22 protein-coding genes are annotated in these 26,358 nt (G+C 66.0%); 5 read left to right on the top strand and 17 right to left on the bottom strand.

The window, feature by feature from the left end; all coding sequences use genetic code 11:
- Positions 1-73: 73 nt before the first annotated feature.
- Positions 74-1,042, top strand: coding sequence for an ion transporter (locus tag KUW00_RS20790; RefSeq protein WP_315901234.1), 969 nt, complete (start codon positions 74-76; stop codon positions 1,040-1,042).
- Between the two features lie 122 nt (positions 1,043-1,164).
- Here the strand turns inward: KUW00_RS20790 and KUW00_RS20785 are convergent, their stop codons facing one another.
- Together KUW00_RS20785 and KUW00_RS20780 are read right to left on the bottom strand one after the other, a co-directional pair.
- On the bottom strand, positions 1,165-1,788 hold the full coding sequence (locus KUW00_RS20785) for an L-threonylcarbamoyladenylate synthase (RefSeq protein ID WP_045991103.1): 624 nt from the start codon (positions 1,786-1,788) through the stop codon (positions 1,165-1,167).
- A gap of 79 nt (positions 1,789-1,867) precedes the next feature.
- On the bottom strand, positions 1,868-2,917 hold the full coding sequence (locus tag KUW00_RS20780; RefSeq protein ID WP_222570032.1) for a PHP domain-containing protein: 1,050 nt from the start codon (positions 2,915-2,917) through the stop codon (positions 1,868-1,870).
- 220 nt (positions 2,918-3,137) lie between these two features.
- Between KUW00_RS20780 and KUW00_RS20775 the strand changes: the two genes are divergently transcribed.
- Together KUW00_RS20775 and mnmC are read left to right on the top strand one after the other, a co-directional pair.
- Entirely contained in the window at positions 3,138-3,437 is a 300-nt protein-coding gene (locus tag KUW00_RS20775; protein WP_045991104.1) for a YciI family protein, read from the top strand.
- Between the two features lie 260 nt (positions 3,438-3,697).
- Positions 3,698-5,743 (top strand): bifunctional tRNA (5-methylaminomethyl-2-thiouridine)(34)-methyltransferase MnmD/FAD-dependent 5-carboxymethylaminomethyl-2-thiouridine(34) oxidoreductase MnmC, encoded by a 2,046-nt coding sequence (mnmC, locus tag KUW00_RS20770; RefSeq protein WP_222570031.1) that lies wholly within the window; start codon positions 3,698-3,700, stop codon positions 5,741-5,743.
- A gap of 139 nt (positions 5,744-5,882) precedes the next feature.
- On the opposite strand, the gene KUW00_RS20765 is transcribed toward mnmC, so the two are convergent.
- From KUW00_RS20765 to ccmA, 13 genes are all read right to left on the bottom strand, one after another.
- A complete protein-coding gene (locus tag KUW00_RS20765; RefSeq protein WP_108449937.1) occupies positions 5,883-6,155 on the bottom strand; it encodes a YheU family protein in 273 nt (90 codons plus the stop codon).
- Positions 6,152-8,194, bottom strand: a complete 2,043-nt coding sequence (gene ligA, locus KUW00_RS20760) for an NAD-dependent DNA ligase LigA (protein WP_222570030.1) — start codon at positions 8,192-8,194, stop codon at positions 6,152-6,154. Before ligA ends, KUW00_RS20765 begins: the two co-directional genes overlap by 4 nt.
- A gap of 192 nt (positions 8,195-8,386) precedes the next feature.
- Positions 8,387-10,363, bottom strand: coding sequence for a cell division protein ZipA (gene zipA / locus KUW00_RS20755; RefSeq protein WP_124803414.1), 1,977 nt, complete (start codon positions 10,361-10,363; stop codon positions 8,387-8,389).
- A 225-nt stretch (positions 10,364-10,588) separates the two neighbouring features.
- Positions 10,589-14,086 carry a chromosome segregation protein SMC gene (gene smc, locus KUW00_RS20750; RefSeq protein WP_222570029.1) on the bottom strand — a complete coding sequence of 1,166 codons (3,498 nt, stop codon included), beginning with the start codon at positions 14,084-14,086 and terminating at the stop codon, positions 10,589-10,591.
- A 3-nt stretch (positions 14,087-14,089) separates the two neighbouring features.
- Entirely contained in the window at positions 14,090-15,310 is a 1,221-nt protein-coding gene (gene ccmI, locus KUW00_RS20745; RefSeq protein ID WP_222570028.1) for a c-type cytochrome biogenesis protein CcmI, read from the bottom strand.
- Positions 15,307-15,909 carry a cytochrome c-type biogenesis protein CcmH gene (locus KUW00_RS20740; RefSeq protein WP_308812416.1) on the bottom strand — a complete coding sequence of 201 codons (603 nt, stop codon included), beginning with the start codon at positions 15,907-15,909 and terminating at the stop codon, positions 15,307-15,309. Before KUW00_RS20740 ends, ccmI begins: the two co-directional genes overlap by 4 nt.
- A complete protein-coding gene (locus KUW00_RS20735) occupies positions 15,900-16,448 on the bottom strand; it encodes a DsbE family thiol:disulfide interchange protein (RefSeq protein WP_124803420.1) in 549 nt (182 codons plus the stop codon). Before KUW00_RS20735 ends, KUW00_RS20740 begins: the two co-directional genes overlap by 10 nt.
- Before the next feature lie 61 nt (positions 16,449-16,509).
- Positions 16,510-18,510, bottom strand: coding sequence for a heme lyase CcmF/NrfE family subunit (locus tag KUW00_RS20730; protein WP_108449933.1), 2,001 nt, complete (start codon positions 18,508-18,510; stop codon positions 16,510-16,512).
- A gap of 222 nt (positions 18,511-18,732) precedes the next feature.
- Positions 18,733-19,203 (bottom strand): cytochrome c maturation protein CcmE, encoded by a 471-nt coding sequence (ccmE, locus tag KUW00_RS20725; RefSeq protein WP_045991113.1) that lies wholly within the window; start codon positions 19,201-19,203, stop codon positions 18,733-18,735.
- A complete protein-coding gene (ccmD, locus tag KUW00_RS20720; protein WP_231498600.1) occupies positions 19,193-19,405 on the bottom strand; it encodes a heme exporter protein CcmD in 213 nt (70 codons plus the stop codon). Before ccmD ends, ccmE begins: the two co-directional genes overlap by 11 nt.
- Positions 19,402-20,142 (bottom strand): heme ABC transporter permease, encoded by a 741-nt coding sequence (locus KUW00_RS20715; RefSeq protein WP_045991114.1) that lies wholly within the window; start codon positions 20,140-20,142, stop codon positions 19,402-19,404. The genes ccmD and KUW00_RS20715 overlap by 4 nt, the downstream gene beginning before the upstream one ends.
- Before the next feature lie 51 nt (positions 20,143-20,193).
- Positions 20,194-20,928, bottom strand: a complete 735-nt coding sequence (gene ccmB / locus KUW00_RS20710; RefSeq protein WP_108449932.1) for a heme exporter protein CcmB — start codon at positions 20,926-20,928, stop codon at positions 20,194-20,196.
- The gene (gene ccmA, locus KUW00_RS20705; protein ID WP_045991116.1) at positions 20,925-21,566 is read right to left on the bottom strand and encodes a cytochrome c biogenesis heme-transporting ATPase CcmA; all 642 of its coding nucleotides are present in this window, start codon (positions 21,564-21,566) and stop codon (positions 20,925-20,927) included. Before ccmA ends, ccmB begins: the two co-directional genes overlap by 4 nt.
- A 277-nt stretch (positions 21,567-21,843) precedes the next feature.
- On the opposite strand from ccmA, the gene lexA reads away from it, so the two are divergent.
- Positions 21,844-22,320: a transcriptional repressor LexA gene (gene lexA, locus KUW00_RS20700; RefSeq protein WP_045991117.1), complete on the top strand. Its 477-nt coding sequence runs from the start codon at positions 21,844-21,846 to the stop codon at positions 22,318-22,320.
- On the top strand, positions 22,320-22,946 hold the full coding sequence (locus KUW00_RS20695) for an IMPACT family protein (protein ID WP_222570027.1): 627 nt from the start codon (positions 22,320-22,322) through the stop codon (positions 22,944-22,946). Before lexA ends, KUW00_RS20695 begins: the two co-directional genes overlap by 1 nt.
- A 77-nt stretch (positions 22,947-23,023) precedes the next feature.
- On the opposite strand, the gene KUW00_RS20690 is transcribed toward KUW00_RS20695, so the two are convergent.
- Positions 23,024-24,802, bottom strand: a complete 1,779-nt coding sequence (locus KUW00_RS20690; RefSeq protein WP_222570026.1) for a GNAT family N-acyltransferase — start codon at positions 24,800-24,802, stop codon at positions 23,024-23,026.
- A gap of 230 nt (positions 24,803-25,032) precedes the next feature.
- The gene (locus KUW00_RS20685; RefSeq protein ID WP_045991120.1) at positions 25,033-26,355 is read right to left on the bottom strand and encodes a sodium ion-translocating decarboxylase subunit beta; all 1,323 of its coding nucleotides are present in this window, start codon (positions 26,353-26,355) and stop codon (positions 25,033-25,035) included.
- Positions 26,356-26,358 lie beyond the last annotated feature (3 nt).

The following is a 26,358-nucleotide window of genomic DNA, read 5'->3' as shown; positions in this document are numbered from 1 at the left end:
TGGCCCCATTTCCTGTAGGCGATAACCTAATCCCTGCAGGAGAATGCCCCGAGACCACAAGGACACGCCCGTGATCAACGGCTACAAGCCGGCCGCCGAAGGCCTCAAGACGCGCATCTTTCAGATCATCTTCGAGTCGGATACCCGGCTGGCCAAGGGCTTCGACATCGCCTTGATCACCGCCATCCTGGCCAGCGTGCTGGTGGTGGTGCTGGAGAGCGTCGATAGCCTGCGCATGCAGTATGGCGAGCTGTTCCGGGCCATCGAATGGACCTTCACCATCCTCTTTACCATCGAGCTGGTCCTCAGGCTCTACTGCCTCGAGCGGCCGCTCAATTATCTGAAGAGCTTCTACGGCACCGTCGACCTGATCGCCATCCTGCCGAGCTGGCTGGCGCTGCTGATCCCCGGGGCCCAGTCGCTGATCGTCATCCGCCTGCTGCGCAGCCTGCGCATCTTCCGGATACTGAGACTGATGGAATTCGTCGGCGAGGGACGCCTGTTGATCGACGCGCTGAAGCGCAGCGGCCACCAGATCTTCCTGTTCCTGTTCACGGTGTTCATGCTGGTGACCATCTTCGCCTCGATGATGTATCTGATCGAGCCGAGGGAGGCCGGTTTCACCAGCATTCCCGTAGCCATCTACTGGGCGGTGGTGACCCTGACCACGGTGGGCTACGGCGATATCTCACCGGTGACGCCGCTTGGCCAGGCCATCAGCGTGGTGGTCATGTTGATCGGCTACTCGATCATCGCGGTCCCCACCGGGGTCTTCTCCGCCGAGGTAATCCGCTCGATTCGTGCCGATCGCTACTCCGACGAAGCCTGCCCAGGCTGCGGCCACGACCGCCACGAGCAGCGTGCCAAGTACTGCCTGATCTGTGGCACCTGGCTCGACGAGGACACCCCCGACCCCAACGCGCCGAAGGAAGAACCAGAAGAGGAACCGGAGGACGACGGCGGTGAGGAAGAAAAGGCCAAGCGCGAAGATGACGAAGACGATGGCGTCAGCAATCCCGACCGCAGCGGGCCCTCTGTCTAAGGCGGGGTCCACAACCGCGGCCCGGGAGAGCGAGCCAGGAACGCGACCCCATCATCGTGGCGGTATTCGCCTGTCGCCTTTCTGACAATGCGCCGCATGCTTTCGCTGGTTTGCGTCGAGCGCTACTCCTGGAAGGGTGAGATATCGCCGCGCCCTTCGCGCACGATGACCGGCGGCATGTCGCGCAGATCGATCACGCTGGTCGGCTCCAGCTGACAGGCGCCACCGTCGATCACCAGATCCAGGTGCGCACCGAAGCGATCGCGAATCTCTTCGGGGTCGGTCATCGGCAACGCCTCCCCTACCGGAATCAGGGTCACGCTCATCAGCGGCTCGCCCAGGCGTTCAAGCAGGGCACGCGAGATCTCGTGGTCCGGCACCCGAACGCCGATGGAGCGGCGCTTGGGATGCAGCAGCAGCCGGGGCACCTCGGTGGTGGCGTGCAGGATAAAGGTGTAGGCGCCTGGGGTGTGGGCCTTGAGCAGGCGGAAGACGGCGTTGTCCACCTTGGCGTAGGTGCCGATCTCCGACAGGTCCGAGCACACCAGGGTGAAGTTGTGCTTGTCGTCCAGCGACCTGAGCCACTTGATCTTCTCGATGGCCTTCTTGTCCCCCAGGTGGCAGCCCAGGGCGTAGCCCGAGTCGGTCGGATAGGCCACCACTCCGCCCTTGTGGATGATCTCGACCGCGCGGTCGATCAGGCGCTTCTGGGGGTTGTCGGGGTGAATCTGAAAGTACTGGGTCATGTTGCCTCCCTGGCGAACAAACGGGCAAAAGAAGTTGGCGAAGAAAGCACGAGGCGCAGCGCGGGCCTTCCCTCTGAGACTAGACCGAATGGGCGGCGTTCTTGTCTTCGGGGCTCAGGTCTTCCGGACTCTCGCCTTCCGGGCTCTGGTCTTCAGGGCTCTTGTCTTCCGGGCCGGCGCGCGGGGTGTCATCGTCCACGCTCGCATTTGTCGCGCCAGGGCCCGCCACGTCCGTACTCGCCGCGCTGGCGAACCAGGCGGCAAGGCGCGGATGGGCCCACACCGGCGCCACCGCGGTGCGCGGAATCGGACTCATGCTGCCCGGCGCCAGGTGTCCTCCCGGAAAGTGAAAGTCGCTGCCCAGCGATCCGTACAGGTCGCGCTCCATCAACTGTCGCGCCAGGTCCCGGGTGACATCCGGGTTCTGGAAGCCGCTGACCAGCTCCGCCGCCTGGCCCCCCGCCCGACAGAACTCGTCGAGCAGCAGGCCGCGCTTGCGCCGGGTCAGCTTGTAGCGAAGGGGATGAGCCAGCACCGCCACGCCGCCGCTGTCGAGGATCCACTCCACCACCTCGGACAGGTAGGGCCAATGCGACTTCACGTCGCCGATCTTGCCGTTGCCAAGATACTTGCTGAAGGCCCCGGACAGATCCGCCACCAGCCCTTCTGCCACCATCACGTGGGCGAAGTCGGGGCGATTGAGCGGCCGGTCGCTGCCGGCCCAGGCACGCGCCTTGGCCAACCCGTCGCTCAGGCCGATGCGCTCGAGTCGCCGGGCAATGGTCTCGGCACGCTTCTCGCGGGCGATGGCCTGCTCGGCAAGGCCGGCCTCCAGCATGGCCCCCGGCCCCGACGGCAACAGCCCGACCACATGGATATTGAGTCCCCGCCACTGACAGGACAGTTCGCTGGCGGGCAGCACCGACAGCCCAAGCTCGCGGGCGCAAAGGTCGGCCTCGGCGACCCCCTCGAGGCTGTCATGGTCGGTCAGGGCGATATGCGAAAGCCCCTTGGCGTGGCACAGCGTCACCAGTTCCGACGGCGCAAGAGCGCCGTCGGAAGCGGTCGAGTGCATATGCAGATCGATGGCGAGGGCCGTGCCCTCGAAGGACTCAGGAAGGGCTGGCATGGGACAGGAAACTGGCTCCTCGACATGACGCCGGGCGGCGACTTTGACAGAATATGGCCTCCATGGTGCGCGTGGCGCCTGCCGCGGTCAATGCTGGTCGCGTCGCGCATGCGCCTCCCCGAGCCGGGTGATCGTCATCCAGGATGCCGTAGAGCGGCATCCGACCGCCCGGCGAGTCTGCCCGGGCCAACGTCAACCGGGCCCTATCGAGGAACTATCGATGCTCTACGCGATCATCAGCGAAGATGTGGACAACAGCCTGGAACGTCGACTGGCCGCCCGGCCCGACCACCTGGCTCGACTCGAGGCCCTGCGCGATGAGGGACGCCTGGTGCTGGCCGGACCGCACCCGGCGGTGGACAGCGAAAATCCCGGCGACGCCGGCTTCAGCGGAAGCCTGGTGGTCGCCGAGTTCGACGACCTGGCCAGCGCCCAGGCCTGGGCCGATGCCGACCCCTACATGATCGCCGGCGTCTACGCGTCGGTCACCGTCAAGCCGTTCAAGAAGGTCCTGCCCTGAGGCGAGCCGAGTGCCTGCCCCGCGCACCTGGCGGGATCGCGGGCACCCTGCTTCTGGCACCTGTTCGTGGACAGGCGATGTCCTGGCTGCCGTTCACGAACAGCCTGTTTGCACAGGTCTTGTTCACAGCCTGCTTGTTCACAGAGTCTGTGGAAAAGTCTGTTGAAACGCCGCGGACGCATTGCTGTAACCCTGTTGCCACGCCCTCGACAACAGAGTGATCAATTCTTGACCAGCCCCGCCAGCCGGAAATCTACGACGTGACATCATCTCCAGATGGCCTCCCCGCCCTGACCGCCGCCACTACCGCCGAACTGGACTGGCGAGAGGACGACAGCGGAATCAGCCCTCACTCCCGTGCCTTCGACGATGTGTACTTCTCGCGCCACGACGGTCGCGCCGAGACCGAGCACGTGTTTATCGCCGCCAACCGGCTGCCCCAGCGCTTTGCCGCCTGGCACGAGCAGCGCCCCTTCGTGATCGGTGAAACGGGCTTCGGCACCGGGCTCAACGTGCTGTGCGCCTGGCACAGCTTCGAGACGCTGGCGCCCCCCGGGGCGCGGCTGCACATCGTCTCCACCGAGCGCTATCCCATGAGCGCCGAGGATCTGACTCGGGCCCTGGCAGGCCAGCCGGATCTGGCCGACAAGGCGGCGGCGTTGATTCGCCAATGGCCGGCGGCGGTCACCGGGGTGCATCGACTGGTGCTGTCGCCCCGGGTCATTCTCGATCTGCACCTGGGTGACAGCAGCGAACGCCTTGCGCTGCTCGACGGCCTGGTGGACGCCTGGTTCCTCGACGGCTTCGCCCCCTCGAAGAACCCCGAGATGTGGCAGCCTGCACTGTTCGCCGCGATGGCGGCGCACTCCCGTCCTGGCGCCACCTTCGCCACCTTCACCTGCGCCGGCATCGTCAAGCGCGGGCTCAAGGCCGCCGGCTTCACCTGGCGCAAGGTACCGGGCCATGGACGCAAGCGCGAGATGCTCGCCGGCGAGATCGACTCGCCTCCCGACGATACCGGCAGACGTCACACCCCCTGGTTTCGTCCCCCTGAGGCGCGGCCCTGTCGGCGCGTGGCCATTGTCGGCGCGGGCATCGCCGGCTGCAGCGCCGCCGAGGCGCTGGCCCGACGTGGTGTCGAGGTCACCCTGATCGACGCTTCGCGACCCGGCAGCGGGGGCTCCGGCAATGTCCAGGGCGCGCTATACGTGAAGCTCGCCGCCGACACCAACCACCAGAGCCGGGTCTATCTGGGCGGGCTGCTCTACAGCCAGCGCTGGCTCGCCCGGCTCGACCCCGAGCAGCGCCTGTGGTCGCCCTGTGGCGTGCTGCAACTCGGTGCCAACGAGCGCGAGGCCCGTCGTCAGCGACGCTTTCTCGATCACCACGGCCTTCCCCACACTGTGGTGCGTGGCATCGACGCCGACGAGGCCTCCAGCCTCGCCGAGCTCTCGCTGCCCCACGGCGGCCTTTACTATCCGCTGGCAGGCTGGGCCAGGCCGCGCGAGCTGTGCGAGCAGCTCGCCCGCACGCCAGGGGTGACCTTCGTCCAGGCCAGCATCGACAGCATCGAGCCTCTGGAGGACGGCGGCTGGCGTCTTGTCGGCAGCCACGCCCTGAAGGGCGATCACTCCAGCGTCGCCATCGAGGTGGATCAGGTCATCGTCGCCGCCGCCTATCGCTCGGCTGACTTCAGCCAGGTCACTGGCCTGCCGCTGCAGGCGGTACGCGGCCAGGTCAGCCGCGCGCCCCTGGCGCTCGAGGCCCCGGCGCCGAAGCGAGTGGTCTGCGCCGGTGGCTACGTGGCACCGCCGCTGGATGGCGTGCTGACCTTCGGCGCGACCTTTGCCCCGGGGCGTAGCGACAACGACACCCTCGACGAAGACCACCAGGCCAACCTGGAGGAACTCGACAGAACCCTGCCGGGCTACCTCGACCAGCTGCGCCAAGCCGGCCACCCGCTGGCGCTCGAGACTCTCGACGGTCGTGGCGGTGTGCGCTGCGCAAGCCCCGACAAGACGCCCTACGCTGGCCCGCTACCCGATCAGCCGGCATGGCTTCGCGACTACGCGGTGCTGGCCAAGGACGCCACCCGGGTGCCGGACGTCGCGGGCAGCCACCATCCCGGCCTATGGATCAGCGCCGCCCACGGCTCACGGGGGCTGGCCAGCGCGCCGCTGTGCGCCGAACTGCTGGCCTCGCGGATCTGCGATGAACCGCTGCCGCTGGAAGCCCCCCTGGCCGACCACCTGCACCCGGGGCGGCGGCTGATCCGCGATATCGTCCAGGGCAAGCGCCAGGGCTGACTCCAGGATGAGCACCAAGGCTTGCTCCAGGGCTGGACGCAAGCAGCAACGCCCAGACGCCGACGGCCCGCCTTGAAGGCGGGCCGTCGTCTTTTACACCCGCCGCAGCAAGCGTCTGGTGGCCGGGGGCATCGGCAGATCAGATGTCTCCTTCTTCCTCGTCATCTGCGATGTCTCTGCCAAAGGATCGCCACTGGGCCAGGGTCAGCACCTCGGTGCTCTCGGTCTCCAGATCGTGGGCGATGATCAGCTCCGAGCGCTCGAGCTGGCCCTTGAGCTCCTTGACCCAGCCATTCATGCCCTCTCCGGTGTCGGTGGTGTCGTAGCCCTGACGGGTGACGAAGCTTTCCAGCAGGGCGTCCAGCGTCTCCCCGGGCAACATGCGATAGGGTACTTCGACGAAACGGCTCATGCTTGCTCCTCCGAACTCTCGGATTCCCACTCGTTAAGGCGCGCGAGGAAGGTCGCCTCGTCGATCACCTCGACCCCCGCCTGCTCGGCCTTGGCCAGTTTGCTACCGGCACCGGGGCCGGCCACCAGGCAATGGGTCTTCTTCGACACGCTGCCAGCCACCTTGGCGCCCAGCGCCTGCAGGCGCGCCTTGCCCTCGTCCCTTGTCATGGTCTCCAGAGTACCGGTGAGCACCCAGGTCTGGCCTTCCAAGGGCGTGGGGCGCTCGCCGACGTCGACTTCGTCCCAGTGCACCCCCGCGGCGATCAACGCCTCCAGCGTTTCGAGGTTGTGCGCCTGGTGGAAGAAGGTAGCGATATGGGCGGCCACCACCGGACCCACGTCGTCCACCGCCTCCAGCGTCTCACGGTCGGCCTGCTTGAGGGCATCGAGGTTGCCGAAGTGGCTCGCCAGGTTGGCCGCGGTGGCCTCGCCGACCTCGCGGATACCCAGGGCGTAGATAAAGCGTGCCAGGGTGGTGGCCTTGGCCTTTTCCAGCGCCTCGACCAGATTGCTCGCCGACTTCTCGGCCATGCGCGGCAATTCTGCCAGTCGCTCGGCGGACAGGCTGAACAGGTCCGCCGGGGTCTTGACCCAGTCACGCTCGACCAGGGCATCGATCAGCTTGACGCCGAGGCCGTCGATGTCCATCGCCCGGCGCGAGGCGAAGTGCTTGAGCGCCTCCTTGCGCTGGGCGGCGCATACCAGCCCGCCGGAGCAGCGTGCCACCACCTCGCCCTCGATCCGCTCTATCTCGGACTCGCACACCGGGCAGCGCTCGGGAAAGACGATATCCTCGCCTTCGCCTGCCGCCTCGACCACCCTGACCACCTGGGGGATCACGTCGCCGGCGCGGCGAATGGCGACCCGGTCGCCGATGCGCACGCCAAGCCTCGCGATCTCGTCGGCGTTGTGCAGGGTGGCGTTGGACACCGTCACCCCGGCCACGCTGACCGGGTCGAGCCGTGCCACCGGGGTGATCGCCCCGGTGCGCCCCACCTGAAATTCCACGTCGGTGAGGGTCGTGGTCTGCTCCTGGGCCGGGAACTTGAAGGCGATGGCCCAGCGCGGCGCCCGCGAAACGAAGCCCAGCTCGCGCTGCAGGCGTAGCTCGTCGACCTTGATCACCACCCCGTCGATATCGACGTCCAGGCGCTCACGACGCTCCCCCAGGCGGCGGCAGTAGTCGATCACACCGTCCGCCCCCTTGACCACTTCGAGCTCGCGACTGACCGGCAGGCCGACCTCGGCCACCCGCTGCATCAGTTCGCTATGGGTGCTCGCGCCTCCATCGGGCTCAAGGCGCGCTACCTGGTAGCCACGGAATTCGAGTGGCCGCGTGGCGGTCACCCTGGGGTCGAGCTGGCGCAGGCTGCCGGCGGCGGCATTACGAGGATTGGCGAAGACCTTGCTGCCCTGCTCACGGGCACGCTCGTTCATCGCCTCGAACTCCTGGTGACGCATGATGACCTCGCCGCGCACCTCCATCAGCGTCGGCGGCGTCTCGCCCCGAAGGCGCAGCGGAATGGACTTCAGCGTCTTCAGATTGGACAGGATGCCCTCGCCGGTACGGCCGTCGCCACGTGTGGCACCGCTGACCAGCACACCGTCTTGGTAGACCAGCGAGACCGCAGCGCCGTCGAACTTGGGCTCACAGGAGAACGACAGTGCGTCGGCGTCCAGCTCCATACGCTCGGCCACCCGCTTGACGAAAGCTCGTATCTCATCGTCATCGAAGGCGTTGTCCAGCGACAGCATGGGCAGCGCGTGGGTCACCTCGGGGAAGCCGTCGGCGGGCTTGGCACCGACCCGCTGGGTCGGCGAGTCGGGGCTCGCAAGCTCGGGATGGGCCTGTTCGAGCTCCGTCAGCCGACGCAGCAGCCGGTCGTACTCGGCGTCGGGCAGACGCGGGTCGTCGAGCACGTGATAGCGGTAGTTGGCGTCATCGAGTTCGGTGCGAAGCCGCGCGACCTCGTCACGGGTCGAAGCATCGGTGGTCATGTAAACCCTTGTCCTGGCGAAGTGCGAAGTGCTGATGATCGGCCATTCTACCCCATGCCCGCCGGGAGAAAACCGCCAGGCATCACCGCCCCCGACAGGCAACCCCGGTCCGCCCCATCAAGACACAGAAGGAAAACGCAGACGGCCCCGTGTCTCCACGGGGCCGTCGCGTGCCAGGCAGCGCCTGCGCGGTCAGTTCACCTGATAACGATGCAGGCGGTGGCGGCGCTCGAACTCCTGCACCCGCTGGCGGGCAAACTCCACGGTCTGGGCGGTCATCACGCTGTGATTCTCGTCCTTCAGCTCACCCCCCATATGGCGCACGATCACCATCGCGGTCTCGACCATGGCCTCGAAGGCCGCCGAGCTGTCCTTGGCGCTGGGCAGCGGCATCAGCAGGGTGATACCAGGTGTGGTGAAGTCGTCCATGGCCTCGATCGGGAAGGTCCCGGGCTTGAGCACGTTGACCATGGAGAACTGCAGGGCGCTGCCCTCATCCTCGGTCTCGAAGCGATGGAAGATGCCCATGTCTCGGCTGTAGCGCAAACCGCAGGCCATCATCAGCTCCAGCAGGGTCGTGCCAGGGAAGCCGTCCTCGTCACGGGACATCACGCTGATGACGATGATTTCCTCGGCATTGCTCAGGCTGTCACGGGCATGCTCGGCGTTGACGTCGTGGCGCAGGGCCTTCTCGAGCACCGGATGGGTGCGCACCCTGGAGTCTTCGACATCGATGTCCTTAGTTTCATCAAATGCGGCTTCGTCATACGCGGCTTCGTCGTACGTGGCATCGTCGAACGAGGCTTCGTCTTCCATCGACGAGGCGCCACGCTGATCGGCAGCGGCCTGCCTGGCAAGCAAGGCTTCCTGACGGCGGCGCTCGGCCTCCTCCTGACGCAGCCCTTCTTCCTGCTGCCGCTGACGCTGCTGTTCGGCCTGATGCTGTGCCTGTTCGGCCTGCCGGCGAGCTTCTTCCTCGGCCTTGAGCTTGGCTTGTTCGGCCTTCTGCTCGGCCTTGAGCCGTGCCTTCTCGGCTCTTTCCTTCTCACGCTTCTCGCGTTCGATACGCTTCTGTTCCCGGCGCTCTCCCAGCGACTTCTGCAGCGAAGCGCCAAAACGATGCACGGAGGAACCCATGCGACGAGAGCGATCCTTCAACGAATCTCCCATCCCCTCGAAGTCCACCAGACGATACTGATCCTCGTCGAATTCCTCATGGTCCTGTGGGTCCGCCGCCAGAGACGGCATGGCAGCGTCGCCGGGCTCGCTGGCGACGTCATCGTCACGACGCGCGCTCAAGCTGGGCTCGCGGCGCCCATCACCCGCGTCGGCGACATCGTCACGCACCGCGTGTTCGTCCTGGGCAGTCTTGCCGGTGGAGGCGTCCGCGTCCACCGGAGCGTCCATCGTCGTCTCGCTGGTGGCCCGTGGCTCCTCGCGGCTGTCGGCCGCCATGGGCTCGTCTGACAGGGAGGACTGCTCGGCCACTTCTTCAGCGTTCGGGGCCTGCGCGGGCGCTTGATCGACCCGCACCGACGGCTCTGCCTGTGCTGGAGTCGGTTCTGCCTCGGCGGGCGCTTGTTCTGCACCCTCTTCTACACCCTCTGCCTGGGCGGGCTGCTCGGCCCGGGCTACAGGTGCCGGCTGACTGGCTCGCGGGGCAACGGTGTCCGCCGGCCGGTCATTGGTCGACGATCCATCGGCGCGCTGGCTGTCACCAGCCTCCTGAGCGCGACTGGCCTGACTGGAGCGGAATTCGGACAACACCCGGGATGGCCCGGGGTGCTCCTGGCGCTGCAGCTTGGGCTTGGGCTGAACATTGGAGAAATCCGCAGGCCTGACGACCCTGGCCCCTCCATTGGGCAGCTCCCAGTTGATTTCTTCCTGGCGCGCACGCTCCTCGGGGTCGTCCTCTACCGAGGCCACCTCCCGACGCTCTGGCGCGCTGGGTCCGGGGCTAGCCGCCATGGCGGGTTCCTGATCATGGCGACTGCCATGACCACTGCCATAGCCGCTTTCGTAGCTACCGTAGCCACTATCGAGGACGTCTCCCTGCACCTCATCAAGGCGGGGAGTGCGACGTTGGCGCTGGAGGCGACGCGCCCCATCGATAACGATGAGGGTCACCAGTGCCAGCCCCAGAATGATCAGCCACTCTCTTAGTTCCATGGGTCGTCATGCCTTTGCTAAGGCGCCATGCCTGATGGTTGTCCGTCAACAGCATAGCGTGATTGCGAAAAAAAGGGCCACTTTTTTTATTTGTCAAGCGCCGGATTTTCTCCGGTCTTCTCGACAGTGCCCTTCGCATTCGCCCTTCCAACTCCCTTTGCTTACCTTGCCATGCAGTATCATGGTCTTACTTGGTAACCCTATTATAACCACCTTTCAAGTGCATCATGCTTCTGCCAGCGCGGCCGCCTCGTCCACGCCCACCGAGACCAGTCGCGAGACGCCAGGTTCCTGCATCGTCACACCCATCAGTCGTTCACCGGCCTCCATGGCGATCTTGTTATGGGTGATATAGATGAACTGAACGCTCTCGGACATTTCCTTCACCAGCTTGGCATAGCGCCCGACATTGGCATCGTCCAGGGGCGCATCCACCTCGTCGAGCATACAGAACGGCGCCGGGTTCAACTGAAAGATGGCGAATACCATGGACAACGCCGTCAGTGCTTTTTCTCCCCCGGACAGCAAATGAATGGTGCTGTTCTTCTTGCCCGGAGGTCGCGCCATGATGGCCACCCCGGTTTCCAGCAAATCATCGCCTGTCAGGGTCAACCATGCGGTTCCACCACCGAAGACTCGCGGGAAAAGCGACTGCAGGCCGGCGTTGACCCGCTCAAAGGTATCGCGGAATCGCATCCGCGTCTCCTGATCAATACGTCGGATCGCCTTGTCCAGGGTTTCGAGGGCCTCGTTCAGCTCGGCCTGCTGCGCTTCGAGATAGTCACGCCGCTCGGCCTGCTGCTCGTACTCCTCGATGGCGGCCAGGTTGATCGCCCCCAGCCGGCGAATCTTCTCGCCCAGCTCCTCCAGCCGGGTCTGCCAGGCGGACTCGGTGGCATTGGGGTCCAGCCCTTGTGTCAGAGCCTCGGCATCGTGGCCAAGTTCCCTGAGCTGCTCATCCTGGGTCTCGGCCTTCAGCGCCAATGCCTGAACCTGCATACGCGCCTCCTGCAGACGCTCGCGCACGCCATCGAGATTTCGCTCGTGGCTCTGCCGCGCCTGCTCGTCGTCGCGTAGACGCTCGACCAGCGCCGCCGCCCGTGCCCGCGACTCATTGAGCTGGCGCTCCTCCTGCTCGCGCCGGTGCAACAGCTCATCGAGGCGCTCGCGACGTTCCTCATCCGGCTCATGCAGTCCCTCACGCGCTTCCTCGAGTTCGGCCACCCGCTCCTCCAGGCGTGAGCGGGTATCCCCCGCGCGCCCCTGCTGCTCGGCAAGGCCAGCACGCTCGGTGGTCAACCGCTGGTGCTCCAGGGTGAGCTGCTGGGAGCGCTCGCTCAGCGGACGCTGGCGGGTACGCAGCGAGGCCAGCCGCTCGCGCGCCTGGGTGCGCTCGCGCTCGAGACGCTCGCGTACCTCGGCGCCCTCTTCCAGCCGGGCCATGGCGCTCTGCCACTGCTCGCGCATTTCCTCGATGGCCAGCCGCGCTTCCTCGTCGGCTTCGGCCAGGCCCTCGAGCTCCTCGTGGATCTCGGCGCCGCGACTGGACAGATGCTCAAGCCGGCTGGCCAGTCCATTGTCCTGAACCGCCAGTTGCTGACGCGCCTGATCCAGCTCACGCTCCGACAGCCGCAGTTGCTCGAGCCCCTGCTCGGCCTGATCGACCAGCGCCTGGGCACCTTCGCGGGCCTGCTCGACGGACGCCAGCCGCTGTTCCTGCTCTGCCAGGGCGGCACTTGCCTCGTCCAGCCGGGCACGGCTCACCAGCAACGCATCCGGCCCATCTCCCTCGCCCCGCTGGCGCGCCCAACCAGGGCCTAGCCACAGGCCGTCGGCGGTCACCAGGCTGGCCCCCGCCTCGAGCCGATCCTGTGCCTGCCAGGCCTCGTCACGGGAGGCCGCACAGCGAATGCCGGCGAGCCACTGCGCGGCCGCACCGGCGCCCTTGACCCTCGCCGCCAGGCTGTCGCCGGCAGCGTCGACGCTGACCTCTGAATCGAGCAGTGCCAGTTCGGCGGCAAGCGGCGAGGCCATCACCTCACGACAGTGACTCGACGACGCCATGCGGGCCCTGAGCCAGGGACCCAGCACCCAGGACACCGTCTCCTCCCAGCCGGGCTCGACATTCAGGCATTCGCCCAGTCGTGGCGCCTCGGCAAGGCCATGCTCGGCCAGGTGCCGGTCCAGGCTTTCGTCGTGGTCGGCCAGGGCCGCCTCGATCAGCGCCTCCAGCGAGGCGATCTCGCCACCCAGGGCGCTGTGACGGGCAAGCGCCTGCTCGCGCGCGCGGTCATGTTCGACAACCTCGCGACGGTTGGCGTCGCGCTGCTCGATCAGCCGTTCACGACGCTCCTCGAGCTCCTCGGCGCGGGCCTCGTGCTCGGCCAGCTGACTCTTCACTTCTTCGCGCTGAGCGCTGAGGCCGGCCAGGTCCGGCAATTCATCGAGCTGCTGACGGCGCTTGGCACGGTCGGCGGCGATGCGCTCGAGCCGAGCTTCCAGCTCACGCAGTCGGTCCTGGGTGCGTTCAGCCTCGTGGCTGTCGCTGCGCCAGCGTTCGTTGAAGGCCTCCCATTCGGCGTCGGCCTCCTCCACCGCGGGCTCGGCCTCCTCCAGCGCCGCTTCCAGCTCGGCCAGTTGCTCTGCCAGTTCTTCCTGCTCGGGGCCCAGGGTCTCCAGGCGATCCTCGAGGGCCAGCAGGCGCTGACTGTCGTCCTCGCCGAGACGATCGAGCTCCTCGAGCTCGCGGCGGGCACTCTCGAGATCCCGCGCCAGTTGCTGATCGCGGGAGCGGGTGTGTTCGAGCTCCTGCTCGAGGCGGGCGATGGCGGTGGTGGTCTCGTAAAAGCGTGCCTGGCGCTGGTCGAGCTCCGAGGCCAGGCCATCGTGCTCGGCGCGGGCCTCTTCCAGCCGGGTCTCGCACTGGCGCATGCCGAGCACCTCGCGCTCCACCGCGGTCTCGAGCTCGCGCACCCGGGTGTCCTGCTCGGTCTGGGCGGCACGCAGGGCGCGTCCGCGCAGCAGTGCGAGTTCGCCCTTGACCCGGTGCTCTTCTTCTTTCAACGACTGGTAGCGTCTGGCCGCCTCGGCCTGACGCTTGAGCCGCTCGAGCTGCTTGTCCAGCTCCTCACGGATATCGTCGAGCCGGTCCAGGTTCTCCTGGGTGCGACGCATGCGATTTTCGGTCTCGCGACGGCGCTCCTTGTACTTGGAGATACCGGCGGCCTCTTCCAGGGTGGCGCGCAGCTCTTCGGGACGCGCCTCGATCAGCCGCGAGATCATGCCCTGGCCGATGATGGCGTAGGAGCGCGGCCCCAGGCCGGTGCCCAGGAACAGGTCGGCGATGTCGCGTCGGCGACACTTCTGGCCGTTGAAGAAGTAGCTGGACTGGGCGTCCCGGGTGACCTGACGCTTGACCGAGATCTCGGCGTACTGGGCGTAGACCCCGCCCATGGTGCCGTCGCGGTTGTCGAAGGTCAGCTCGATGGAGGCCATGCCCACCGGCTTGCGCCCGGTGGAGCCGTTGAAGATGACGTCGGTCATCGACTCGCCACGCAGGGTCTTGGCCGAGGATTCGCCCATGACCCAGCGTACGGCGTCGATGATGTTCGACTTGCCGCAGCCATTGGGACCGACGATGGCGGTCATGTTGCCGTCAAAGGGCACCGTGACCGGATCGACGAAGGACTTGAACCCGGCCAGCCGGATCGACGTCAGACGCATGGACTATTCAATCACTCGATCGATGATAAGCGCGACAGGATCCATGTCCGGGCCGCCGACTGCAACCCCTTGTCGTTCACCCATGAGATCGCCGGCCTGGGGCTGGGCCTGGCCGCTGGACGATACGCGCGCCAGCAGACGTACCTCATCGACCTGCGCGAGGCTTGCCATGGGCGACATGGCATCGCTGGCGTCAAGCGTCAGACTGGCCGGCAGGTCGGCCAGGGTCAGGCGCTCGATGGCCAGCGGCGGCAGCTTGCCTTCGCTGTCCCGCGCCACCACGAACACCGTGGTCTCCGGCGCTAGACGCCCGACCAGTTCATCGGCCAGCGACAGGCTGACCAGGACATTGCGCTCGCTCGCCGCAGGGGCCAGGCGTTGCTCGGCCTGGGCGACGCCCTGGCGCATGGCCTCGGACAACGGCGAGTCGTCTGCCGTCGACAGACCACGCCGCCAGAAGCCCAGGGCGCCCTGATAGTCCTCGTTCTGAAAGGCCTCGACCCCCAGAAACCACATGGCCGAGGGCAGATTCGGCGCCTCACGACTGGCCTCCCGGGACAGCGCCAGAATGCGATCGTCGAGCCGCCCTTCGTTGATGAAGTACTGCATCTTGGCCAACTCGCCGATCCACCAGGGTGAACGCCCCTCCAGCGCAAGCACACGCTCGATGGCATCGCTGGCCTGGGCGTAGGCGCCGCTGTCGCGGTAAAGCGGATACAGCGTCTGCCACACGCGAGGGTTGTCGGGTTGGCTCTCGGCCTGCTGCTCGAGGCGATGGATCATCAGCGCGAGGCTGGCCTCGGGGTCGTTGCGTACCTCTTCGATGGCCTGATACAGCACCAGGTCGCCCTCGGCGCCCTCCCAGCGGTACCACACCACGCTGACCACCACCACCGCCACCAGCACCAGCGGCACCGCCAGCTTGCCCGCAGCGGCAGACTTCAGCGGCGAGCGCTTGAGCCGCTCGGTGTCATCGAGCAGGCTGCGCTGGAGTTCACTGAGATCCTCGTCGAAGCGTGCCGCGTCGATGTCTCCCCGAGACTTGGCCGCTTCCAGCGACGCCACCCGACGACGATAGACCGCCACGTTCTGGGCGGCGGCGTCATCGCTGTCCTCCAGCGCACGTTGCAGGCGTTCCACCTTCGCCGCACGGCGCAGGGGCAGAATCAGCAGCCAGGCCGCGAGCAGCAGCAGAACGGCAAAGGCCAGCCATAACAGGGTCATGCGGATCCCTCTCTATCGATCAGGTCGTCCAGGCGCGCCTGCTCCTCGGCGGACAGCCTGCGTACCTGGGTGCGTCGCCGTGAGCGGATGATCAGCCACAGCACCAGGGCGCCGATGACGACCAGCGCGCCGGGCAGCCCCCACAGCAGCAGGGTGCGCCCCTCGAGACGCGGATTGTAGAGGACATAGTCGCCGAAGCGCTGGACCATGAAGTCGATGATCTCCTTGTCCGAGCGGCCGTCCTGAAGCTGGGCGTAGACCCGCTCGCGCATGTCGGCGGCGATCGGCGAGTTGGAGTCGCCGATCGCCTGGTTCTCGCACTTGGGGCAGCGCAGGGTGGCGGTCAGCTCCTGATAGCGCTTTTCGGTCACCGGGTTGTCGAAGCCGCGTACCTCGATGGCTTCCGCCCGAGCGTCGAGCGCAGCGACAAGCATCAACAGCGCCAGCACCATGCCCGCCAGCCAGCCAAGGCCCGAGCCAGGCAGGTTACGTGCACGGGCGCTGCGGTCGTCGCCGCTAGCGCGGGTGCGGGCGCTGGAGCTGATAGCGCGGGTGCGGGCGCTGATAGCGCTCGAGCAGCACAGATCGATCAACGCCATTTTTCCACCTCCGGCAAGATGATCTTCTCCACATCGTCGGCGGTGATATAGCCGGTGTGGTGGTAGCGAATGATCCCCTCGGCGTCTACCAGGAAGGTCTCGGGAGCGCCGTAGACGCCGAGATCGAAGCCGAGGGTACCCTCGGGATCGAAGATATTGAACTCGAAGGGATTGCCGAACTGGGTCAGGAAGGCGCTTCCCCTGGCTCTGCGCTCGCCGTCGCTGGCACCTTCTTCCTTGTAGTCGACCCCGACCAGGCGTACCCCACGCTCGGCCAGATCCAGAAGCTGCGGCATCTCCTGACGACAGGTCGGACACCAGCTACCCCAGACATTGACCAGGGAAAGCTCGCCGGACAGCGCGTCCTGGCTCACCCGACGGTCGGGATCCTCGAGGGTCGACAGCTCGAAGTCGGGGAACTCTCTGGCCATCAACGCGGATTCCCTTTCAAAGGGGTTGATCGACAGCCCCTGATAGAGAAAGATCCCGAGCGCCAGAAACAGCACCAGCGGCAACAGCAATAGAAGTCGACGTTTCATGCACGGGTCTCCCTGGCCGTGACGACAATGACAGGAGCGAAGGCCAGCGGCTGACGATCTTTCATGATGCACTGGCCTCCCTGGCCGTCACGACAGGTTCGGGCTCACGTACGCTCAAGCGGCGACGGTAGCGCCTGTCGGCGACGGCGATGATGCCACCGGCGGCCATCAGCAGTGCGCCCAGCCACAGCCAGCGCACGAAGGGCTTGATCTGCACCCTGAGCGCCCAGCTGCCGTCGTCGAGCTCCTCGCCCATGGCCACGTAGAGGTCATGGAACAGGCCAGGCCGCAGCGCCACCTGGGTCATCGGCATGCCGCGCGCGATGTACAGGCGCTTCTCCGGGTGCATCTCGAAGCTTGCGCTGGCGCCCTCTCGGGTCACCTCGATGGTGGCCGCGTCGGAGACATAGTTCGGCCCACGACGCTCGTCCAGCGCCGTCATGTGAAAGCCGATTCCGTTGACCTCGACGCGGTCACCGACATTCATGCGCACGTTGCGCTCCACCGAATAGTTGGACACCAGGGCGACCCCGATGATGGTCACGGCAAGCCCCAGATGGCCGAGCACCATGCCCCAGTAGGCAGGCGTCAGGCGCTTGAGGGCGCCAAGGCGCGAGCCGGCTCGGGAGGTCTTGCCCCACAGGTCACGCACCAGCGACAGCACCAGCCACAGCGCCGCGACCAGGCCCAGCGACGCCTTCAGGTTCCACTGCCCGGTGTAGACCAGCGGCGCCGCCACGCCGATGACCAGGGCGCCGAGACCGGCGAACCACAGGCGGGTCAGCAGCTCGCGCCCGGCCATGCGCTTCCAGCGGGCGCTGGGGCCAAGCCCCATGAACACGCAAAGCAATACGGTCAGGGGCACGAACAGGGCGTTGAAGTAGGGAGGCCCCACGCTGATCTTGCCCAGGTTCAGCGCGTCGAGCAGCAGCGGATAGACGGTCCCGAGCAGCACCGTCACCGTCATCACCACCAGCAGGATGTTGTTGACCAGCAACAGGGCATCGCGGGATACCCAGTTGAAGCCTCCGGGCTGGCTGACCCGTGGCGCGCGCAGGGCGAAGATCAACAGTGACAGGCCCACGGTGATGCCCAGCAGCACCAGAATGAACAGGCCCCGCGAAGGATCATTGGCGAAGGCGTGCACCGAGGTCAGCACCCCTGAGCGCACCAGGAAGGTGCCCATCAGCGACAGCGAGAAGGTGGTGATCGCCAGCAGCACCGTCCAGCTCTTGAAGGTGCCGCGCTTTTCGGTCACCGCCAGGGAGTGGATCAGCGCGGTGCCGGCGAGCCAGGGCAGCAGCGAGGCGTTCTCCACCGGGTCCCAGAACCACCAGCCGCCCCAGCCCAGTTCGTAGTAGGCCCACCAGCTACCGAGCGCGATGCCGACGGTGAGAAAGGCCCAGGCGATATTGGTCCAGGGGCGCACCCAACGGGTCCAGGCGCTATCCAGGCGTCCGCCCAGCAGCGCAGCGATGGCAAAGGCGAAGACCACGCTGAAACCCACGTAACCCATGTACAGCATCGGCGGATGGATGATCAGACCGACGTCCTGCAGCAGCGGATTGAGGTCGGCGCCGTCGGCGGGGATATTCGGCAGCGAACGCTCGAAGGGGTTGGAAGTGATCAGCACAAAGGCCAGAAAGCCCACGCTGACCAGCCCCATCACGCCGAGCACGCGCGCCACCATGTCCGGTGGCAGCCCCCGGGAGAAGCAGCCCACGGCGAAGGTCCAGACTCCGAGGATCAGGCTCCACAGCAGCACCGAGCCTTCGTGGTTGCCCCACACCGCGCTGAACTTGTAGTACCAGGGCAATAGCGAGTTGGCGTTGTTGGCGACGTTGACCACGCTGAAGTCGTCGAGCATGTAGCTCGCCGTCAGACAGCCGTAGGCGATCAACAGAAAGGCCAGCTGGCCCGCCGCCATCGGCCGCGCGTAGGCCATCCACAGCGGGCGCCGAGTGGCAGCCCCGGCCAGCGGCAGCACCGCCTGCACGCAGGCCATCAGCAGCGCCACGATCAGCGCGTAGTGTCCGATTTCCGGAATCATCTTGATCAGCATGGATTCACCTTGGCCCGCCTTCCGTCCGCGTCAGTCCACTGGCGCCTGGCTCTGCGACTGAATCGCGTGGGCCCATGGGCCCGGAACGCCTGCGTTATGGTCGATTGACCCTGTCCCCTTCTGGCTCGAAGAAACGCCTTCGGCCCTGCCCCCCTCGGGCAAACAAGGCCCCGCACCACGGAGCCCTGTTGTCGGGATACCTTTTTTGTCGATGCACGAAGCCTACTGCGACGTGCCTGGGCCCGCCTGCTTGTAGTCTGCCGGCGAATAGCCGGCGTCTTCCAATGCCTCGGCGACCTCGGGCGGCATATAGTTCTCGTCGTGCTTGGCCAGCACCTTGTCGGCCGCGATATAGCCGTCGCCGGTCAGTTCGCCGACCACCACCACGCCCTGCCCCTCGCGAAACAGGTCCGGCAGGATGCCGCTGTAGCGCACCTCGACATCGTCGACGTAGTCGGTGACCACGAAGCTGACGTCCAGGCTGTCACTGTCACGATGGACGCTGCCTTCCTTGACCATCCCGCCGGCACGTAGCTGCCGGTCCACGGGGGCTTCTCCGGCGGCAATCTGCACCGGGCTGAAGAACAGGTTGATGTTGGAGCGCAGGGCGTACAGCGTCAGTCCCACCGCCACCGCACACAGCGCCACCAGTCCAAGCACCAGCAGCATCTTGTTTCGGCGTTTAGCCCTCATCTTGATCCTCCGAGGGGGAACTTGCGACCGCGGCGTCACGCCTCAGCCGGCGGCGCAAGGTGCGCCGAACACCGCGGCTTTCACCGCGAACCAGAATCACGCTCAACAGCAGAAAGCCCAGGGTCGCACCCCAGGCGGTCCACACATAGGGGCCGTGGCTGCCCATGCTGACCAGCTCGGCCAGCGATTCGAAAGCCATCATGGACGCTCCTCGAACAGCTCTTTCACCCAGCGCTTGTGGCCTTCACGGCGCAGGATCTCGGTACGGGTGCGGGTCAGGGTGAAGGCCGCGAAGAAGGCGTAGAATCCCAGCACCATGATCAACAGCGGCATCCACATCTCGACCGGCATCGCCGGGCGTTCGGTGATGGTGAAGCTGGCGGGCTGGTGCAAGGTGTTCCACCACTCCACCGAGTACTTGATGATGGGTATGTTGATCACCCCCACCATGGCCAGCACCGACGCCGCCTTGGCGCCGCTCTGGGGGCGGGCGAAGGCGCGCCGGATCAGCATCACGCCAAGATACAGAAACAGCAGGATCAGCATCGAGGTAAGGCGGGCGTCCCACTGCCACCAGGTGCCCCAGGTAGGCTTGCCCCAGACCGACCCCGACAGCAAGGCGATGGCGGTCATGGCGGCGCCCAGCGGCGCCATCATCGCTGCCGCCATGTCGGCGATCTTGATCTTCCAGACCATGAATACGAAGCCGGAGGCGGCCAGCGCCATGAAGATCGACTGGGCCAGGAAGGCCGCAGGCACGTGCACGTAGATGATGCGAAAGCTGTTGCCCTGCTGGTAGTCCGCCGGAGCGAAGGCCAGCCCCCAGACGCTGCCGACCAGGATCAGCGCCAGCGCCAGCGCCCAGCACCAGGGAGAGAGACGCGCGGCTATGCCGTAGAACCAGCGCGGCGATCCCAGCTTGTGAAAGAAGGCCCACATGAGCGTTGTACCTCGATCAACCTTGAATTCGTGATGGCCACGACGGCCCGATCAACCATGGATACTGATGCGCAGCGACGCGGCAATGGCCACAGGAGCCGCCATCAGCGCTACCGACAACAGCGCGCCGATCACCGCCAGGTGCCCAAGCCATTCCCCGCCGCCCAGCGCCGCGCCCATGGCGCCGGTGCCGAAGATCAGCACCGGCATGAAAAGTGGCAACACCAGAAGCGACAGCAGCATGCCACCACGCGCCAGCCCCACCGTCAGCCCTGCGCCGATGGCACCAATCAGGCTGATGCAGCCACTTCCCAGTGCCAGGGTCGCGCTCAGCGCCAGGTAGCTGCCCTGGGGCAATGCCAGCAGCACCCCCAGCAAGGGGGCCATCAACGCCAGCGGTAGCCCGGTGGTCAACCAGTGCACGGCGACCTTGGCCAGCACCAGCAGCGACAGCGGGTGCGGTGCAAGCAACAGTTGCTCAAGGGTGCCGTCCTCGAAGTCGCCACGAAACAAGCCGTCCAGCGACAGCAGTGCCGACAGCAAGGCGGCCACCCACAACACGCCAGGGGCGATCAGCGCCAGGCGTTCGGGTTCCGGCGAGATCCCCAGTGGAAACAGGGTGATCACCATGGCGAAGAACACCAGCGGGGTCAGGGCGTCACCCGGTCGACGGGCGACCGCCGTCAAGTCACGGCGGAAGGTGGCAGCCATCGCGCGACCAAGGCCATCACCGGCCTCTCTGACCGGCTCGGCGGCTTCGATCGACCCAGACGTCGGCGTGTTCATGAAGCCACCTGTCGTTGTCCGTCCAGGGTCAGCCGGCGTACGCCAGGCACATTGGACAGCGGATGGTGGGTGGTGACCAGCACCGCGCCGCCGCTGGCGGCATGGTTGGCCAGGCGGCGCTCCAGGGCGGCCACGCCGGCCACATCGATCGCGGTAAAAGGTTCGTCCAGCACCCACAGGGCACGGCGACTCGACACCAGACGAGCCAGGGTCACCCGGCGCTTCTGGCCGGCCGATAGCTGGGCGGTGGGGACGTCCTCGAAGCCGGCCAGGCCGACTTCGGCCAGGGCCGCCTCGAGCTCGGCGTCGGGGCGCCCCTCGCCCCCCAGCGCCTGATACCAACGCAGGTTTTCCAGGGCACTCAGGTTGGCCTTGATACCCGGGGCATGGCCCAGATACAGCAGGTTGGCCAGCAGGTCGGCGCGGGCGCGGGGCAGCGCCCGCCCCTGCCAGCGCACCTCTCCATCGACGTCGGCGATCTGGCCGCACAGGATCTTCAACAGCGTGGTCTTGCCACTGCCGTTGGGTCCCTCGACTCGGAGCACTTCCCCCGCCTTGAGGACAACATCCAATCCTCGAAACAACCAGCGGCCATCGCGCTCACAGGCCAGTTGTCGGGCTTCAAGACACAGACGCAAAGGGCACTCCACAACCAGGGGACGGGGCAGCAAATCACGCACAGACTTTACACCGATTGCACTACCCGAACCAGACAGCCAGCGCAGCTGACAGCCGCAATCGCACAGGCAATGCACCTTTCGTTGATCCATGGCACTTGCACGAGCGGCGAGGCCTGCTATCTTTTACATACTGTATGAATCGACAGTATCAAGATCCCTCGACGTTGACACCAATCGCCACCCGCTACTCCATCCCGTGACAGCCCGACCCTCACAACAAGGGAGACCCCGCGCCATGGATATCGCGACCTGCCAGTTCCTCGAACGCCTGCCCAACCTGCCCATCGCCGACAGCTGGGCTCCCGTCGACTCCACCTCGGATGCCCTGGTGGAGGTCCCCCTGCTGGGGCAGGTATCCGCCGGCATGCCGATCGAGGCCTGCCTGGACAACGCCACCCTGCAGGTGCCATCGCGCATGGTCAGGCGCAACACTTACGCCCTCAAGGTGTGCGGCAACTCGATGATCGATTGCAATATCTTCGACGGCGATGTGATCATCATCGAACGCCAGGAAAGCGCCGAGAACGGCGAAACGGCGGTGGTGATGATCAATGACCAGGAGGTCACCCTGAAAAAGCTCTATATCGAGAAGAATGGTGTTCGCCTGCAGCCGGCCAACGAGACCATGCCCCCGATCTACCTGAAGAACAGTGACATCCGTGTGCTGGGTCTGGTCATGGGTGTCGCCCGCCAGGAAGAAATGGCCGCCTGATGCGCTACCCGATACCCGAGCTTGCCCCCGGTGAGTGGCACGAAAGCGAGATCGAGGTGGAAAAGAGCCGCTTTATCGCCTGGGTGGCCCACACCCCCAAGGTGGCGGACTTCGAAGCGCTGCTGGCCGAGGCTCGCAGGCAGCATCCCAATGCCAGCCATCATTGCAGCGCCTACATCGCAGGCCCGCCCGGGGAGCAGGTGCACATTGGCTTCTCCGATGACGGCGAGCCGGGCGGTACCGCCGGCCGACCGATGTTTCAGGCACTCGATGGCGATGGCATCGGCCAGGTGGGCGCGGTGGTGACCCGCTACTTCGGCGGCACCAAACTCGGTACCGGCGGACTCGCCCGCGCCTATACCCAGGCGCTGGTCACGGCGCTGGAAAGCCTGCCCAGGGGCGAATGCATCGAGCGCCGCCCACTCAAGATACGGGTCGACTTTGCCGGCGAGGCCGACGCCCGGCAGTGGTGCCAGGCGCAGGATATCCCGGTGCAGGCGGTCGACTACGGGGCCGAAGGCGTCACCTTGACCCTGGGCTGGCCCAGTGAACGGTCCACCGACCTGAGCGAGCTCAGCACTCGCCTCAAGGGCCGCATCGAGGCCCTGGACCATCAGGCAGGCTAGGCCCGCTCGATGCTAACGTCGAGGGAGCCTCCAGCCCCGTCTGTTCCTCCTCCGGGGCCGGTCCGACGCGACCCCTGCTAAAGCGGCCTCTCCAGGACGGCGTGTTCGTCCTTGGTGAGAGCGTCCTCTCCAGACGAGACAGCGTCTTCACCGATATAGCGTCTGCGCTTGTCGGCCTTGAGCCGTGCCACGTCGACCACCACCAGGCCATCGATGCAGTAGCCGAAGGCGGTATCCACGCCGAAGGCCTTGAAGCTGACGCCACCGGGTTCGGCCACCTCCACGTACTGCTTATAGAGCGCCGGCACCCCCGCCCCCATGGCCTGCAGTGCGCCTTTCAAGCGCTGAAAGTCCTCGCCGGCATCGTTGCCGGCAAACAGCCGATCCGCCTCCTCGCGCCCGGCACGCGACATCGTGCACACCGCCTTGGCCCGGATCGGGCTGTCACCGTCCCCGTGGTAGTGCCGGTAGTAGCTGACCAGCAGGTCCTTGGCCAGGGGCGGTAGATGATTGGGAATGGTCACCGGCCCGAACAGCCAGCGCACCTCGGGATGATGGCGCAGGTAGGCGCCAAGACCATGCCAGAGATAGTCGAGACTGCGACGTCCCCAGTAGCGTGGCTGGACAAAGCTGCGGCCCAGCTCCAGCCCGTGGCGCCAGCGATCCATCGGCGCCTGTTCGAGATGAAAGATGGTGGCGCTGTAGAGCCCTTCGATGCCTTTGCTATCGAGGATGCGCCCGACTTCACCGAGACGATAGGCCCCGGCGATTTCCAGGTCACGATCGTCCCACAGCACCAAATGACGATAGTGCTCGTCGTACTCGTCCAGATCCCGCTTCTTGCCGGTGCCCTCGCCGACCCGGCGAAAGGCAATTTCACGCAGCCGCCCGATCTCGCGCATCACCGCAGAGTCGGGACGATGGTCAAACAGCAGGATCTGCTTACCGTCAGGCGTCCTGCCCAGCACCTCGGCGTCGACCAGCTCCTCTCGCAGGTGCTGGCGATTTTCCGGATGGGCGATACCGGCCTCGGAGACAAACACGCCCTTGCGTCCCCGCCCCAGACGGTAGACGTGCTTACGCAGCAGCTTGAGCTTGGCGACGGTGGCCAGGTCCTCGCGGTCGAAGCGTGACAGCGGGATCTCGCCCCCCACCTTGAGCGTGATGTGCCGCCCTTTCTGGCGGAACATCTCGTGGGGCAACAGCAGCGTGCCCAGCAGCGAGTACAGCGAGGCCAACGAATAGAACAGCGAGGAGTTGCGACCGCCCACGTGCACCGGCAGGATCGGCGCATTGGTGCGCCGGGCCGCGTGCAGGAAACCTGACAGCCAGTTGCCGTCCTTTACCCCCTTGGGCCCCGCCCGCGACACCTCGCCGGCGGGGAAGACGATCACCGCCTGTTCATCGTCGAGGGCATCGACGATGCCCTGCAGGCTCTTGCGAAAGCCCCTGCGCGACAGGTTGTCCACCGGCAGCAGCAACGGTGCCAACGGCGAAAGCTGCATCAACAGGTCATTGGCGACGATTTTCACGTCAGGGCGTACATCCGCCACCATGCGTACCAGCGCCAGCCCATCCAGAGCACCGAGGGGATGATTGGCAACGATCACCACCCTGCCGGCGACCGGAATGTTGTCGCGATCACGCGACGACAGCGAATAGCCGAAGTTCAGCTGATCGAGCACCGCGTCGATGAACTCGAGCCCTCCGGCGCGGCGATGACGCTCGAGAAAGGCATTGATCTCGCGCTCGTGCACCAGGCCCTTGAGGCCGGCGCTCAACAGGCGGCGGCACCAGGCTGGCCAGCTCTGTGCCTTCGGCACCTTGGCCATCAAGGCCTTTTCGACATCGATCATGCCCGTCCTCCGTCGGTGGCAATAGCCGCCAGACTAGAAAGCGCGCATGACAGCACCGTGGCGATCGCATGTAAGCGGGATGACGGGCTCGACCGGAGTCAGCTACAAAAGCAGCGCCCCCACCTGGCGGCGGGGGCGCTGCGTTCGGTCAAACCAGGGCTGCAGGCCCGGATGACCTTGATCCTGATGTTTGATCACTATCCCGGGGTGTCACCCCAAGTACTTGATCATCATCCCAAGTACTTGATCATCACCCCGGCGGCCACTGCCGAGCCGATGACGCCGGCAACATTGGGCCCCATCGCGTGCATCAGCAGGAAGTTGTGAGGATTGGACTCGAGCCCCACCTTGTTGGACACCCGCGCCGCCATGGGCACCGCCGAGACACCGGCGGAGCCGATCAACGGGTTGATCGGATGCTTGCTGATGAGGTTGAGCAGCTTGGCCATCAGCACACCGCAGGCGGTGCCGATGGCAAAGGCCACCATGCCGAGCCCGAGGATGCCCAGGGTCTCCACCGCCAGGAAGCGGTCGGCCATCAGCTTGGAGCCCACCGACAGCCCGAGGAAGATGGTCACGATGTTGATCAGGGCGTTCTGCGCCGTGTCCGAGAGCCGTTCGACCACCCCGCACTCACGCATCAGGTTGCCGAAGCAGAACATCCCGAGCAGCGGCGCCGCATCCGGCAGGAACAATACCACCAGGATCAGCAGTGCCAGCGGAAACACGATCTTCTCGAGCTTCGACACCGGACGCAGCTGGGTCATGGCGATGCTGCGCTCCTTCTGGGTGGTCAACGCCTTCATGATCGGCGGCTGGATCAACGGCACCAGCGCCATGTAGGAGTAGGATGCCACCGCGATGGCACCCAGCAGCTCGGGGGCCAGAATGCTCGAGACATAGATCGAGGTCGGACCGTCGGCTCCACCGATGATGCCGATGGCCGCAGCCTGGTTGAGGCTGAAGTCCATCCAGCCCATGGCGGTCATGCCCACCGCCCCGATCAGAGTGGCGAAGATGCCGAACTGGGCGGCGGCGCCGAGGAACAGGGTGCGCGGGTTGGCCAGCAGCGGACCGAAGTCGGTCATCGCGCCGACCCCCATGAAGATCACCAGCGGCGCGATACCGGAGGCGATGGCCACGCTGTAGAACTGATACAGCATGCCATGGGAATAGCCCCCATCCATGGCCAGGTCGTTGGCGGTGCGAAGCAGCGCCGGCGAGATATCACCGTGCAGCGTCTCGCTGATGGCGTAGCGCCAGGTATCCACGTCGGCGCCCGCCGGCAGGCTGGTGCCGAGCGCCTGGGCCATCTGCGCCAGCAGCTCGGGACGGCCCAGGTGGGCCGCCTGCTCTGCCGCCGACAACGCCAGCCCTGCCTCGGGAATATTGGCCAGGATGCCGCCGAAGCCGATCGGCACCAGCAACAGCGGTTCGAACTTCTTGGCGATGGCCAGCCACAAGAGCAGCAGGCCCACCACCAGCATCACCGCCTGGCCCAGGGTCAGGTTGTACAGCCCGGAGCCGTACCATAGGGTCAGAATCTTCTCCATGGG

This window comes from Halomonas sp. DP5N14-9 (assembly GCF_019802175.1).
Classification (GTDB): domain Bacteria; phylum Pseudomonadota; class Gammaproteobacteria; order Pseudomonadales; family Halomonadaceae; genus Halomonas; species Halomonas litopenaei.
The sequence above is the reverse complement of the archived record's forward strand: the minus strand, read 5'-3'. Positions and strand labels throughout refer to the sequence as shown.